The 14948-nt window shown below is 71.4% G+C and carries 12 protein-coding genes; all 12 read left to right on the top strand.

Going from position 1 to position 14948, the window contains the following annotated elements:
• The first annotated feature begins 11 nt into the window (after positions 1–11).
• Positions 12–1640 (top strand): ABC transporter substrate-binding protein, encoded by a 1629-nt coding sequence (locus ABEA93_RS33675; RefSeq protein ID WP_345679699.1) that lies wholly within the window; start codon positions 12–14, stop codon positions 1638–1640.
• Complete coding sequence (locus ABEA93_RS33670; RefSeq protein ID WP_345679698.1) at positions 1624–2577, top strand: ABC transporter permease; 954 nt, start codon at positions 1624–1626, stop codon at positions 2575–2577. Before ABEA93_RS33675 ends, ABEA93_RS33670 begins: the two co-directional genes overlap by 17 nt.
• Positions 2574–3398, top strand: a complete 825-nt coding sequence (locus ABEA93_RS33665) for an ABC transporter permease (protein WP_345679697.1) — start codon at positions 2574–2576, stop codon at positions 3396–3398. The genes ABEA93_RS33670 and ABEA93_RS33665 overlap by 4 nt, the downstream gene beginning before the upstream one ends.
• Complete coding sequence (locus ABEA93_RS33660; RefSeq protein WP_345679696.1) at positions 3398–4339, top strand: ABC transporter ATP-binding protein; 942 nt, start codon at positions 3398–3400, stop codon at positions 4337–4339. The genes ABEA93_RS33665 and ABEA93_RS33660 overlap by 1 nt, the downstream gene beginning before the upstream one ends.
• A complete protein-coding gene (locus tag ABEA93_RS33655) occupies positions 4339–5136 on the top strand; it encodes an ABC transporter ATP-binding protein (protein WP_345679695.1) in 798 nt (265 codons plus the stop codon). Before ABEA93_RS33660 ends, ABEA93_RS33655 begins: the two co-directional genes overlap by 1 nt.
• Entirely contained in the window at positions 5133–8405 is a 3273-nt protein-coding gene (locus ABEA93_RS33650; RefSeq protein ID WP_345679694.1) for a molybdopterin cofactor-binding domain-containing protein, read from the top strand. The genes ABEA93_RS33655 and ABEA93_RS33650 overlap by 4 nt, the downstream gene beginning before the upstream one ends.
• Positions 8396–8794, top strand: coding sequence for a (2Fe-2S)-binding protein (locus ABEA93_RS33645; protein ID WP_345679693.1), 399 nt, complete (start codon positions 8396–8398; stop codon positions 8792–8794). The genes ABEA93_RS33650 and ABEA93_RS33645 overlap by 10 nt, the downstream gene beginning before the upstream one ends.
• A complete protein-coding gene (gene ureA / locus ABEA93_RS33640; RefSeq protein ID WP_345679692.1) occupies positions 8785–9453 on the top strand; it encodes an urease subunit gamma in 669 nt (222 codons plus the stop codon). The genes ABEA93_RS33645 and ureA overlap by 10 nt, the downstream gene beginning before the upstream one ends.
• Complete coding sequence (locus ABEA93_RS33635) at positions 9450–11084, top strand: urease subunit alpha (RefSeq protein WP_345679691.1); 1635 nt, start codon at positions 9450–9452, stop codon at positions 11082–11084. Before ureA ends, ABEA93_RS33635 begins: the two co-directional genes overlap by 4 nt.
• A gap of 10 nt (positions 11085–11094) precedes the next feature.
• A complete protein-coding gene (locus ABEA93_RS33630) occupies positions 11095–11868 on the top strand; it encodes an SDR family oxidoreductase (RefSeq protein WP_345679690.1) in 774 nt (257 codons plus the stop codon).
• 105 nt (positions 11869–11973) lie between these two features.
• The gene (locus tag ABEA93_RS33625) at positions 11974–13476 is read left to right on the top strand and encodes a carboxyl transferase domain-containing protein (protein WP_345679689.1); all 1503 of its coding nucleotides are present in this window, start codon (positions 11974–11976) and stop codon (positions 13474–13476) included.
• A 65-nt stretch (positions 13477–13541) separates the two neighbouring features.
• A complete protein-coding gene (locus ABEA93_RS33620; RefSeq protein ID WP_345679688.1) occupies positions 13542–14606 on the top strand; it encodes an XdhC family protein in 1065 nt (354 codons plus the stop codon).
• Positions 14607–14948: the final 342 nt, after the last annotated feature.

Genomic DNA, 14948 nt, shown 5'->3' with positions numbered 1-14948 from the left:
CGGAGTCCCACATGAGACGTCTGCGCACATGCGCGGTCTTGGCAGCCGTCTGCATCACAGCCACGGCAGCCTGCTCCACCAATGACACGAACAAGTCCGGGGGACAGAACCCGTCCGGAGCCACCGGCACCGACATCCTCACCCCCAAGCCGTCCAAAGACATCGACAAGGTCACCTGGAACCTCCCCTACGGTGAACCGGCGTCGCTCGACTGGACGAAGGCCTACAGCTACTCCGAGAACTCGGTCGTGGCGAACCTGTGCGAGGGCCTGTACCGCCTGACGCCCGACCTCAAGGTGGAGCCCGCGCTCGCCGAGTCGAGCAGCAACCCGGACCCGACCACCTACGTCTACAAGATCCGCAAGGGCGTCACCTTCTGGGACGGCTCGCCCCTCACCGCCGAGGACGTGGCCTACAGCCTCAACCGGCACCTCGACCCCGCGGTCGCGTCGTTCTGGGCGGTGTTCTACGAGAAGGTCGACTCGGTCAAGGCGACCGGGCCCGACGAGGTCACCGTCAAGCTCAAGCAGCCCGACGCGATGTTCGACCGCTGGCTGGCCACTCCCGCAGGTGTGGTCGGCAGTGCCGCCTACACCAAGTCCAAGGGCGAAGCCCTGGGCACCCCCGACGGCGGCCTGATGTGCACCGGCCCGTTCAAGGTGCAGTCGTGGGTCCGCGGCCAGTCCCTGACCCTGGCTCGCAACGACGGCTACTGGGACGCCGCGCACCGCGCCAAGGCCAAGAGCTTCCAGTTCTCCTTCGTCACCGACGAGGCGGCGACCACGAACGCGCTGCAGACCGGTGAGATCGACGGCACGTACGACGCGCCGCTGTCCGGTCTCGCCCAGCTGGCCGGCAGCGGCACCCTGTACCAGGGCAAGACGCAGGCCACGCTCGACCTGCTGCCCACCGAGAAGAAGTCGCCGCTCCAGGACGTCCGGATCCGCCGCGCACTCGCGCTGGCGATCGACTACCAGGGCATCGTCCAGCAGATCTACAAGGGCACCGCGGCCCCGGTGCGCACATACGTCGCCACCGGCTCGTGGGGCTACGCCGCCGACGCGTACAAGGCCGCGTACGACCAACTGCCCGCGCCGCGCACCGACATCGAGGCGGCCAAGAAGCTGGTCCAGGAAGCCGGTTCCCCCAAGGACGAGATCGTCATCGCGTCCGTGTCCGACTTCCCGCTGTACGCCCAGCTCGCCACGGTCGTCCAGGACGCCGGCAAGAAGATCGGGCTGAACATCCGGCTCCAGGGCTTCCCGACCTCGACCTACACGACGTTCTTCTTCGACAAGGACGCGCGCAACCAGACCGACGCGTTCTTCACCACCAACTACACCGACGTCCCCGAGCCGCTGCAGCTGTACCGCAGCTTCCGACCCGGTGACTTCTACAACTACAGCGGCTACGACAACGCCGAGGTCACCCGGCAGCTGAACGAAGCAGTGGCGACCAAGGACGACGCCGCCCGTGCCGCGCTGATCATCGCCGCGCAGAAGCAGATCACGTCCGACGTGGCCGTGCTGCCGCTCGTGGAGCCCGCCAACCGGCTCTTCATGAACAAGAAGATCACCGGCGCGCCGGCGTCCTTCGTCTACCTCTACTACCCGTGGGCCGCAGATGTCGGCGCTCGGTAGTTTCCTGGCGCGGCGCCTCCTCGGGCTGGTGCTGACCCTGCTGGCGGCGAGCTTCGTGGTGTTCGGCGCCACGACGCTCGCCCCCGGCGACCCGATCGCGGTGCTGACGGGCGGGCACGCGGTCGACCCTGAGGCGATGGCACGGCTGCGCGACCACTACCACCTGGACGACCCGTTCCTGACCCGGTACTGGTATTGGCTCACCGACGTGCTGCACGGCGACTTCGGCCAGTCGATCATCGCCAAACAGGACGTCGCCGGACTCATCACGGCACGCCTGCCGACCACGCTGTTCCTGGTGGCCTATGCGGCGCTGCTGATCCTGGTGGCCGGCATCACGCTGGGCGTCGTCGCGGCGCTGCGCAAGGGACCGGTGGACACCACGATCATGCTGGCCACCACGGCGGGCATGGCGGTGCCGAGCTTCCTCACCGGAATCGTGCTGATCATCGTCTTCGCCACCGGGCTCGGCTGGTTCCCCGTGTTCGGGCCGGGCGAGGGGTTCGGTGACCAGTTGTGGCACCTGACCCTGCCGGCGTTCGCACTGGCGCTCTCCTCGACGGCAACGGTCGCCCGGCTCACCCGGGCGGCCGTCCGGGAGGAGATGGGCAAGGAGCACGTGCAGACCGCGGTCAGCCGCGGCATCCCGCGCAGCCTCGTCGTCCGGCGCCACGTCCTGCGCAACGCGATGGTGCCCATCACCACCGTGGCGGGCCTGACGATCGCCGGGCTGGTGGTGGGGTCGTTGGTCATCGAACGCGCCTTCAGCCTCAACGGGGTCGGTGCCTTCCTGATCGAGTCGGTGACCAAGTCGGACTACCCGGTGGTGCAGGCGATCGTGCTGCTGCTCGTCGCGGCGTTCGTCGTCCTGAACACGCTGATCGACGTGCTGTACACGCTGGCGGACGCCCGCATGGCTCCAGGAGGTGGGAAATGACCACGGCGACCGTGTCGCTGACGCGGAGCACGGGCAGGTCGGGTGTCGTCGCACTTTCCGTTGTCGCCGTGCTGGCGGTGATCGGCGTGCTCGCCCCTTGGCTGGCTCCGGACGATCCCGACGCCATCAGCCTGATGGACGCCCACCAGGGCTCGTCCGCCGAGCACCTGCTCGGCACCGACGCGTCGGGGCGCGACCTGGCGTCGCGCCTCATCTGGGGAGCCCGGTCGAGCCTGACCGGGCCCCTGCTGGTGGTGCTGCTGGCCACCGTGCTCGGGGTCGCCGTCGCGGTGGTGTCGGCGTGGCGGGGCGGCTGGTTCGACGCCGCGGTGTCACGTGTCGTCGATGTGCTGTTCGCCTTCCCGGGCGTGCTGCTGGCCATCCTGGTGGTCGCGCTGTTCGGTGCCGGGCTCGGCATGGCGGTGACGGCGCTCGCGATTTCGTATGTGCCGTACATCGCGCGGCTGGTGCGCGGGGCGGCGCTGCGGGAGCGGGCGCAGCCGTACATCACCGCGCTCACCATCCAGGGCGTCAGCGGGTTCTCGATCTGCGTGCGGCACCTGCTGCCGAACCTGATGCCGCTGATCCTCGCGCAGGCGACGCTGACGTTCGGCTACGCGATGGTCGACCTGGCCGCGCTGTCGTTCCTCGGCCTCGGCGTGCAGCCGCCGACCGCGGACTGGGGCGTGATGGTGTCGACCGGGCAGCCGTCGATCATCGAGGGCTTCCCGCAGGAGTGCTTGTACGCCGGTGCGTTGATCGTCGTCGTGGTGGCCGCGTTCAACCTGCTGGGCGACCGGTTGGAGGAGCGGATCCGCTGATGTTGGAGATCACGAACCTGCGGGTGAGGCTCCCCGTGGAAGGGCAGCCGCGGACCGTCATCCACGACGTGTCCTTCGCCATCGGCGCCGGCGAGGCGTTCGGGCTGATCGGCGAATCGGGGTCGGGCAAGTCCATGACCGCGAAAGCGGTCGCTAGGCTGCTCCCGGAAGGCGCCGCATGCGAAGGCGCCATCGTCTTCGACGATCGGCCGGTGCTCGAACTCGGCGGGGAGGACCTGCGGCGCTACCGCAGCCATGACGTCGCGATGATCTTCCAGGATCCCCGCGCGTCGATCAATCCGGTCCGCACCGTCGGCGACTTCCTCACCGAGGCCGCACGCACCAACCTCGGCATGCGGCGGCCCGCCGCGGAGGAGAAAGCCGTCGCGCTGCTGGCCGAGGTCGGCATCGCGGACGGCGGCCGGCGACTGCGGCAGTACCCCCACCAGCTGTCCGGGGGCCTTCTGCAGCGCGTCATGATCGCTTCCGCGCTGATGGGTGATCCGCGGCTGCTGCTCGCGGACGAGCCGACCACGGCCTTGGACGTCACCACGCAGTCGGAGGTGATGGCCATCCTCGGCAGGCTGCGCGCGGAGCACGGGGTGGCGATGCTGTTCATCACTCACGACTTGGAGCTGGCGGGTGCCGTGTGCGACCGGATCGGGGTCATGTACGCCGGGTCGCTCGTGGAGCAGCTGCCGTCCACGGCGCTCCATGAGGACGCCGTGCATCCGTACACGCGTGGGCTGCTGACGTCGCGGCCGAGTGTCACCGAGACGGTGCGACGGCTGCCGGTCATCCCTGGCAAGCCGCTGTCCGCCTTCGAGGCACCGGACGGCTGCGCGTTCGCCCCGCGATGCCCGCATGCCATCGACACGTGCCGGGATGAGGAACCCGCGCTGGTCGACGACGTCCGCTGCCACCGGGTGGGAGATATCTGATGGCACCCATTCTTGAGGCCGAGGGCCTGCGCAAGGTGTTCGGTACGAACACCGCCGTCTCCGAGGTGTCCTTCGCCCTGCGGCGCGGGGGTTCCCTGGGCATCGTCGGAGAGTCCGGTTCGGGCAAGACGACGACCGCGCGCATGCTCGTCGGGCTGGAAGCCCCCACATCCGGGCGGATCCTCATCGACGGGGAGCCGGTCGGGCGGGTGCGGTCCACGGCGCGCCGCCGCGCGCGGGCCCGGCAGATCCAGATGGTGTTCCAGGACCCGTACAGCTCGCTCGACCCGCGCCAGACGATCTCCTCCTGTCTGGAGGAGGTCCTGAAGGTGCACTTCCGCCACACGGCGGAGGAGCGCCGCCGCCGGGTCACCGAACTGGCGGACCTGGTCGGCCTGGACGAGCGCATGCTCCGCGGCCGCCCCGGTGCCTTGTCCGGCGGGCAGCGCCAGCGTGTCGCCATCGCCCGTGCGCTCGCCGCCGAACCCGAGGTGCTCATCCTCGACGAGGCGGTGGCCGCGCTCGACGTTTCCATCCAGGCGCAGGTCCTCAACCTGCTCGCCGACATCCGGGAACGCACCGACGTCAGCTACATCCTCATCTCGCACGACCTCGCCGTGGTCCGCCAGATCACCGAAGACGTCGTCGTCATGTACCAGGGCGCCATCGTCGAAGCCGGGCCCACCGCCCAGGTGCTCGACGACCCGCAGCACGACTACACCCGCAGGCTGCGGGCAAGCGTCCCCGGCCCCGGCTGGGTGCCGGGCAAGGCTCTCGCAACCAAGGACGCCTCATGATCGGTCAATCCGTGCCGCACGTGGACTGGGCGGCGAAAACCGACGGGACCGCGCAGTACGCGGCCGACCTGTCCCTTCCCGGCATGTTGGTCGGCGGAGTGCTCCGCAGCCCGCATCCGCACGCGCGGATCCTGCGGATCGACGTCTCCGCGGCCGCGGCGCTGCCGGGCGTGGTGTGCGTGCTGACCTCGGCCGATCTGCCCGATCGGCGCTACCTCGATTACGGAGAGCCGTACACGGACCGCCGGGTGCTGGCGTCCAATGTCGTGCGGCATATCGGCGAGCCCGTCGCCGTCGTGGCCGCGGAGACCAGCGAACAGGCGGACCGCGCGCTGGCCTTGATCAAGGTGAAGTACCGGCGGACGAAGGCCGCCTTCACGGTCGCCGACGCGCTCGCGCCCGGGGCGCCCGCGATCCATCCGGGCGGCAACGTGGCTTCGGAGACCCGGCAGACGCATGGCGACATCGCAGCCGGGCGGCGCGCCGCGGTGCACGTCGTCCGCGGGCGGTACGTGTCGCCCAAGCAGGCACACGCGATCATGGAACCGCACACGGTCGTCGCGCACTGGACCGGCGGACGGCTGGAGATGTGGGCGCCGTCCCAGGGCCCGCGGGCGGTGCACACCGACGTCGCCCAGGTCCTGGACCTCGCACCGGAACAGGTCCACCTCAACGAGATCACCGTCGGCGGCGACTTCGGCTCCCGCGTGGACATCTCCCATCTGGAGGCCTTGGCCGGCGCGCTCAGCATGAAGTGCGGGCGGCCGGTCCGCCTCCAGCACGACCGCGCCGACGAGTTCGCGTTCACCAAGTCGCGCCAGTCGTGGGACATGGAGCTGGAGTTCGGCGCGGATGCCGACGGCAAGGTCACCCACTTGGCCGCCGAGTTCCTGAGCGACAACGGCGCCTACAACATGGCCGGGCCGAGCGAGACGTACTACGGCGCCAGCGCGCTGGGGTCGGCGTACCGCGTCCTCGGCTACGAGGCGCACGGGCGGTGCGTGTACACGAACACGCAGCCGCCGTCGTCGTTCCGCGGCGCGGGCGGCTATCCGCCGAACTTCGGTCTCGAGATCATCGCGGACGAACTCGCGGACGCGGTGGGCATGGACCCGATCGACTTCCGGCTCGCCAACGCGGTCGGCGACGCCGGCGAAACCGCCGTCACCGGCTGGCAGGTCAAGTCCTCGCGCTTGGCCGCGTGCCTGGAGACGGTCCGCCGCGAGATCGGCTGGGACGAGAAACGCCGGCTCGGCGGATCGGGGCGGGGTGTGGGCGTCGCCGTCACCATCCACGTCACCGGTCTGCGCCGGGCGGGCATGGTCGAGTCCGGTGCCTCCGTGGACGTGGGCCGCGACGGGCGCGTCCGGCTGCGTACCGGAGCCGCGGACCCGGGCACCGGGCAGAAGACCATGCTCGCGCAGGTCGTCGCCCACGAACTCGGCCTGCCGCTCGACCGTGTCGACGTGCTGACGACGGACACCGACCGGACCCTCCACGACACGGGCGCGGGCGCGTCCCGCGGCACGTTCATTTCCGCGCACGCGGTCGGCATGACCGCCCGCGCGGCCGCCGACGAGCTGCGCGGGCGGGCCGCCGCCAAGCTCGGCTGCGCCGCGGACGACGTGTCCCTCCGCGACGGCCAAGCCCTCGGCGGCGGCGGAGCCGTCGACCTCGGCGACCTGGTCGACCTGGCGGACGGGGACCTGAGCGTCGACGCGGAGTACGTGGGCGACTTCGAAGAAGACGACTACACGGGCGCCGGAGATATCTCGGCCACCTACTCTTTCGCCGCCCAAGCGGTCGAGGTCGACGTCGATCGCGACACCGGTGCGTTGCGTGTGGTCAAGGTCGTCGCGGCACACGATTCCGGGCACATCCTCAACCCGTTGACCGCCCGGGGCCAGGTCGAGGGCGGCGTCGTCATCGGGCTCGGCGCCGCGCTGGGCGAAGAACTGCTCTTCGAGGGCGGCCGTGTAGTCAACACCGGCTACGCCGACTACGCGATGCCGCGGGCCGGCGCCGTGCCCGACATCGACGTGCACTTCCTGGAGTCCGACGACCCCGTCGGCCCGTACGGTGCCAAGGGCCTCGCCGAGATCGCGTTGCTGCCGACCGGGGCCGCGCTGGTCAACGCGGTCAGCCACGCGCTCGGCACCCGGGTCCGTGAAGCGCCGCTCACCCCGGACCGGATCCTGCGCGCGCTCGGCAAAGAGACGCCGGTGCGCCCGTTGTGGCGGCGGCCGGACCGTTGGTGGGTTGCCGCCATCCGATGGGGATACCCCCGGGGCATCCACGCGGCACTGGCCCGCTTCGGCACACCCTGGGGCCGCGGGCCGCGGGTCGGGCCGGTGTCCGAGTTCCGTTCCCCGGCCACCCCCGCCGAGGCCACCGCGGTGTTGGCGGCGAACCCCGGTGCCAAGGTGCTTGCGGGCGGCACCGATCTTCTGGTGGCCCGCAAGCAACGCCTGGTCGCGCCCTCCACGCTGGTCGACCTGACCGGATGCCGCGGCATGGGCCGCATCGAACCGGGCGCGGACGGCGGGCTGCTGATCGGCGCCGGGGTCACCCTCGCCGAACTCGCCGCCTCCGACGAGGCGGGACCTGCGCTGCGCGACACGGCCGCGGGGATCGCCTCCACCCAGATCCGCAACATGGCGACGGTCGCCGGAAACCTCCTGCAGGACAAGCGCTGCTGGTTCTACCGACAAGGCTTCGACTGCTACAAGCGCAACGGCGTCGCGTCGCCGTGCTACGCGATCCTGGGCGACCACCGCTTCTACCACGCGGTCATCGACGGCCACCGGTGCCAAGCGGTCACCCCGTCCGACCTGGCCACCACGTTCACCGCGTTGGACGCGGTGGTACGCACCGGGCGCCGGGACATCGCGATGGCCGATCTGTACACCGGCCCGGGCGAGACGGTGATCGGCCACGACGAAGTCGTCACCGGCGTCCGGGTGCCCGCCGCCGCCCGGGCGCGGCGGACCTCGTTCGCGAAACTGCGGCTCTGGGAGGGCGGGTTCGCCACGGTGTCGGCGGCGGTCTCGCTCTCCTCCGACACCGGTGAATGCCGCGTCGTCCTCGGGGGCGTCGCGCCTGTGCCGTACCGCGCCCGCGAGGTCGAACGCCTGGTCCTCGCCGGGGCCGCTCCGGACGTCGCAGCCGCGGCGTGGACACGCGACGCGCACCCGCTGCGCGACAACGGCTGGAAGCTCACCGCGGGCACGGGCCTGCTCAAGCGCCTTCTGGAGGAAGCATGCTCCTGACCGTCAACGGATCGCCGCACGATGTGCCCGTCGAGCCGGGGGACCGGCTCCTCGACGTGCTGCGCGGCCCGCTGGGGCTGACCGGCACCAAGGAGGCGTGCGGCGTCGGCGAATGCGGCGCGTGCACTGTGCTGCTGGACGGACGCCCGGTCATGTCCTGCCTCACCCCCGCGTTCCGGGTCACCGGAGAGGTGACCACGGTCGAAGGCGTCGCCGCGGCCGCACCGGGCCTGTGCCGTGCCTTTGCCGATGAGGGCGGGTTCCAGTGCGGGTTCTGCACGCCCGGCCAACTGGTCGCGGCGTACGGCGGGGCCGACCCGGCCGGCACCCTGTGCCGCTGCACCGGCTACGCCGGCATCATGCGCGCCCGGAGGTCGGCATGCTCCTGACCCCGACCGAGCGCGATCGGCTCCTGCTGTTCAGCGCCGCCGAACTGGCCCGCACCCGGCGGGCCCGCGGGCTGCGCCTCAACGCGCCGGAGGCCACCGCGCTGATCGCCGACACGGTCACCGAAGCGGCCCGTGACGGGCTGCGGCTCGCCGAGGCCATCGCCGCGGGCCGCGCGGTGCTGGGCGCCGATGACGTGCTGCCCGGCGTCCCGGACATCGTCACCGAAGTGCAGGTCGAGGCGGTGTTCGAGGACGGCACCCGGCTGGCCGTGGTGACCGACCCGTTCGGCGTCGAGGGTGCGCCGTGGGTGACGGAGCGGCATGCGCTGCCCGCGGCGCCCGAGCCCGCGGCGACCCTCACGGTGACCAACAGCGCGACCGTGCCGATCAGTGTGACCTCGCACTTCCACTTCTTCGAAGTCAACCCGCGGCTGCGGTTCGACCGTGCCGCGGCGTACGGCATGCGGCTCGCCATCCCGGCAGGCGCCACCGTGCGGTTCGACCCGGGCGCGTCGGTCGAGGTCGGCCTGTTCCCGATCGGCGGGCACCGCGTGGTCATCGGCTTCGCCGGACTGGTCGACGGCCCCCTCGACGCACCCGGCGCACGCGAACGCGCCCTGGAGAAAGCCCGCGCCTGCGGATACTGGGAGAACGCATGATCCACGGACCACGCCGCGGCGACCACGTCCGGCTCGGAGATTCCGGGCTGGTCGTCGAGGTGGAGCACGACTCGCAGCAGCCCGGCGATGAGTTCCTCGCCGGCTTTGGCAAGACCGCCCGTGACGGCCTGCACCTGCGGGCCGCGGGGCCGTCCTGCGATCTGGTGGTCAGCAACGTCCTGGTCATCGACCCGGTGCAGGGCATCCGGAGCGCGTCGATCGGCATCACCGACGGGCGGATCACCGCGATCGGCCGCGCCGGGAACCCGGACACCCTGGACGGGGTGGACGTGGTCACCGGCACCGGGACGACGATCATCTCCGGAGAAGGCCTCATCGCCACCGCCGGCGCGATCGACACCCACGTGCACCTGATGTCGCCGCGCATCATGGAGGCGTCGCTAGCCTCCGGGGTCACCACCATCATCGGCCAGGAGTTCGGGCCCGTCTGGGGCGTCGGGGTGAACTCGCCGTGGGCGCTGCGGCACGCGTTCGGCGCGTTCGACGCGTGGCCGGTCAACATCGGCTTCCTCGCGCGCGGTTCGGCGTCCGACCCGGAGTCCCTGGTACGCGCGCTGCGGGACGGCGGCGCCTGCGGGTTCAAGGTCCACGAGGACATGGGCGCGCACTCCCGCGCCCTGGACACGGCCCTGACCGTTGCCGAGGAGTACGACGTCCAGGTCGCCCTGCACACCGACGGCCTCAACGAGGCCCTGTCGGTCGAGGACACCCTGGCCGTGCTGGACGGCCGCACCATCCACGCCTTCCACATCGAAGGCTGCGGTGGCGGACACGTCCCCGACGTGCTGCGGCTCGCCGGCGAGCCGAACGTCATCGGATCGTCGACGAACCCGACACTCCCCTTCGGACGCGACGCCCTCGCCGAGCACTTCGACATGATCGTCTCGTGCCACGGACTCAAGACCGACCTGCCGTCCGACGTCGTCATCGCCCGCGACCGCATCCGGGCCGGGACGATGGGCGCCGAGGACATGCTCCACGAACTCGGCGTCATCCCCATCACCTCCTCCGACGCGCAGGGCATGGGGCGAGCCGGCGAAACCGTCCGCCGCACCTTCCAGCTCGCCGCCAAGATGCGCGGCGACGCCATCGGCCCGCACGACAACGACCGGGTGCTGCGCTACCTCGCCAAGCTCACCATCAACCCGGCGATCGCCCACGGGCTCGCCCACGAGGTCGGGTCGATCGAGGTCGGGAAGATGGCCGACATCGTGCTGTGGGACCCGGCGTACTTCGGGGCCAAGCCCAACCTTGTGCTGAAGGCCGGGTTCCCGGCTTACGGCGTCACCGGCGACCCGAACGCGGCCGTGGAGTCCGCGGAACCCCGGATCCTCGGCGCGCAGTTCGGCGCCCACGGCGCCACCCCCGCGGAGATATCCGTCGCCTTCGTCTCGGCCGGCTTCCTCGGCGCCGCCGACACCCTGCCTACCCGCAGGCGCCGCGTCCCGGTCCGCGGCACGCGCGGCATCGGTCTGACCGACATGGTGCTCAACCGCCGCACCGGCGCGGTCCGGGTCGACGCGTCGACCGGCCGGGTCACCCTAGACGGCAAACCCGTCGAGTCCGGGGCAGCCGACTCCGTTCCCCTCAGCCGCCTCTACTTCCTGTGAGTTGCGTACCGTGAGTTCGACAATCAGCAAGCGTGTGGCGCTGGTGACCGGCGGATCGTCCGGCATCGGCCGCGCCGTCGTCGCCGACCTGCTGGCCCACGACCACGAGGTCGTCGTGCTGGACCGGCGGGCACCGGACGACGGCGCCGACGCCCTCGGCGGCGCCACCCTGGTACTCGGCGACGTCACCAGCCCCGACGACAACCGGCGCGCGGTGGAAACCGCCGTCGAACGCCACGGAGCCCTGCACCTCCTGGTCGCCAACGCGGGGATCCACGACGGAGGTGCGCGGCTCGCGGACCGGTCCGCGGAGGACTTGGCCGCGCTGACGCGGCGCGTGCTCGACGTCGACGTCGTCGGCTACGTCCTCGCCGCCAAGGCCGCGTCCGAGGCCCTGACCGCCTCGCATGGCGCGATGGTCTTCACCCTGTCCGACGCTTCGTTCCACGTCTCGCCGGAGATGGGCGCCGGGATCGCCTACGCGGCCGCCAAGCACGCGGCGCTCGGCGTCGTCCGGCATCTCGCGGGCGACCTGGCCCCGCACGTCCGGGTCAACGCCGTGGCCCCCGGCGGGATCCTGACCGACCTGCGCGAAGCCGACGGGACGGGGGTGTTCGCCGAGGACCCCGACGGAATCCGCGAGGCCACCCGCGACCTGAATCCGCTCCGGGTCGTCCTCACACCGGAGCAAATCGCGCCCCTGTACCGCTTCCTCGCCTCGGACGCCGCCTGCGGCATGACCGGCGAGATCCTCCGGCCGGACGGCGGGCTGTCCGTCCGCTGACCGGCCGCTCCGACGACCCGCATCGGCCACGCACATCGGCTGCTTGCACACCACTTCGATCACACCACTCCGAACCACACCACTCCGATCACGCAAGGACCGCAGATGCCCGAGCGTCTGACCGCGCACGCCCTCATCGCCGCCATCGCCGATCCCGGCTCGTGGACGTCCTGGGATGTCCCGCACCCCGTCGACACAGAGGACCCCGCCTATCGCGAGGCGCTCACGAACGCGCGCGCGGCCACCGGGATCGACGGCTCGGTGCTGACGGGTGAAGCACGTGTCCACAGCCAGCGGATCGTCCTGCTGGTCAGCGAGTTCGGCTTCCTCGGGGGCTCGCTCGGCGTCCACGAGGCGGAGCGGATCGTGACTGCGCTCGACCGGGCGACCGCCGAAGGTCTTCCCGTGCTGGCGTGCCCGGCCTCCGGCGGCACCCGCATGCAGGAAGGCACCCCCGCGTTCGTCCGCATGGCCGACATCTGCGCCGCTGTCGTACGGCACCGGCAGGCCGGCCTCCCCTACCTGGTCCACCTGCGCCACCCGACCACCGGCGGCGCCATGGCCTCCTGGGGATCCCTCGGGCAGGTCACCACCGCCGAACCCGAGGCGCTGCTGGGCTTCCTCGGCCCGCGCGTCTACCGGGTCCTCACCGGCGAGCCGTTCCCGCCCGGCGTCCAGACCGCCGAAAACCTCTTCGCCCACGGCCTCGTCGACGCCCTCATACCCGCCGCCGGACTACGCGAGCACACGGCACGCATCCTGCGGCTTGTCGACCCGCCGGCCTGCCCCAGCCGCGACGCGGCCCGACTTGTCCCACACGAAGCCCCGCCCGTCGACCCGTGGGAGGCCGTCGAACGCACGCGGCGCGCCAGGCGCCCCGGCCTACGGCAGCTCCTCGACGAAGCCGACGACGTCCTGCCGCTGAACGGCACCGGACACGGCGAGCGCGACCACGCCATGTTCCTCGGCGTGCTGCGCTTCGGCGCCGCCTCGTGCGTGGTCGTCGGCCACGACCGCGAAGCCGAAGCCGCAGCAGGTCCCCCCGGACCCGCGGGCCTGCGCACCGCCCGCCGCGGCATGCGCCTCGCCGAAGAACTGGGCCTGCCGCTGCTCACGGTCGTGGACACGGCCGGCGCCGCGCTCTCCACCGCCGCTGAAGAAGGGGGTCTGGCCCGCGAGATCGCCGCTTGTCTCGCCGACTTGGCCGCCCTGCGCACCCCGACGATCTCCCTCCTCCTCGGCCGCGGCACGGGGGGCGGCGCTCTCGCCCTGCTCCCGGCCGACCGCGTCCTAGCCGCCCAGAACGCCTGGCTCGCGCCCTTGCCGCCGGAGGGCGCCAGCGCCATCGTCCACGGCGACGCGCTTCACGCCGCAGAGATGAGCCGCGCACAGAAAGTCGGCGCCGAACACCTCCTCGCCGCGGGCACGGTCGACCGGATCATCCCCGAGAACGCCGACGCGTCGGACGACCCGGACACGTTCATGGCCAACCTCCACGAAGCATTGGAAACCGAGCTTGCCACCGCCCAAGCGAGGGGCCACGAACCCCGGGGACGCACGCGCGTGTTCCGCGCCGACGCAGCGGCCCACGCGGCCGCACGCGGCTGATCCGGCCGTCGGCCGACCGAGCCCGCCGTAGCCCGAGCATCCATACCGACGAGGAGGACCGACCCGTGCGCGAACTGAGCGGCGAACTGGCGGCGTGGTACCGCACCGGGAGAACCTTCGCCCTCGCTACGGTGACCGCGACCCACCGCAGCGCACCCCGCGAGATCGGCGCCGTCATGGCGGTCTCGTCCGACGGTACGGTCCTCGGCAGCGTCTCGGGCGGCTGCGTGGAGGGCGCGGTCTACGAACTCGCCCGCGACGTGATCGCCACCGGCCGCGCGCAGGCCGCCGCGTACGGCGTCAGCGATGAAGACGCGCTGATGGCCGGACTGACGTGCGGCGGCACGCTGGAGGTGTTCGTCGAACCCGTGGACGCCCGGCATTACCCGGAGTTCCCCGCCGTTCTCACCGCACTACAGGACGGCACACCGATCGCGGTCGCCACCGTCGTCGCCAGCCCCGACCGCGAACGCGTCGGCCACCACGGGCTCTCCGGCCAATCCGGCCCGCTGGCTGCGCTGGCCGACCGCAGTCTCACCGACGGACACTCCGGCGTCAGCCATCCGCACGACGACGCCGAGGCGGTGTTCGTGCGCAGCCACCTGCCGCGCCCGCGCCTGCTCGTCTTCGGCTCGAACGACTACGCCGCCGCCGTCGCCGACCTCGGACACTTCACCGGCTACCACGTCACCGTCTGCGACGCCCGCCCCGTCTTCACCACCCCGGAACGCTTCCCCCACGCCGACGAACTCGTCGTCGACTGGCCCGACCGCTACCTCGCCCGCACCCACGTCGACACACGCACCGCCATCTGCGTCCTCACCCACGACCCCAAGTTCGACGTACCCGTCCTCACCCGCGCCCTACGCCTCCCCGTCGCCTACGTCGGAGCCATGGGCAGCCGCCGCGCCCACGAGGACCGCCTCACACGCCTCCACAGCGCCGGCGTCACACCAGCCGAACTCGCCCGCCTCCACTCCCCCATCGGCCTCGACCTCGGCGCCCGATCACCCCAACAGACCGCCGTCTCGATCCTCGCCGAAATCGTCAAGATCACCCACGGCGGCACGGGCACCCACCTGAGCCACACCACCAACCGCATCCACCCCGATCCCGTCCCAGCCGACTGACCTGCCGAAGAGCGGCCGCGAGGCACGGCGCCCCAACTAGGGGAAATCTTCGACGCACAGGCACCGGTTACACAGCGCCACACGACCCGCCGATGCGCAACGCCGTACGATTCGGCTTCGCACGAAACGCCTGACGATGTCGACGGCGACGGTCCCTCAGGAATCAGACCGAGACACCGTCACTCACTGGACCTCTCACCGAAGCTCTCACAGGAGCTCTCACGGACCTGTCATGACAGCGGATCAGCCCCCGTAATGACGAGGTCATTTGCCCGCTGGGGGTCAAGGGGTCGCAGGTTCAAATCCTGTCGTCCCGACCAGCGTTTACGCAGGTCGGAGGCC

This window comes from Yinghuangia aomiensis (assembly GCF_039542225.1).
In the GTDB taxonomy this organism is placed as follows: Bacteria; Actinomycetota; Actinomycetes; order Streptomycetales; family Streptomycetaceae; genus Yinghuangia; species Yinghuangia aomiensis.
Note: the sequence above shows the minus strand (reverse complement) of the source record. Positions and strands in the feature narration are given on the sequence as shown.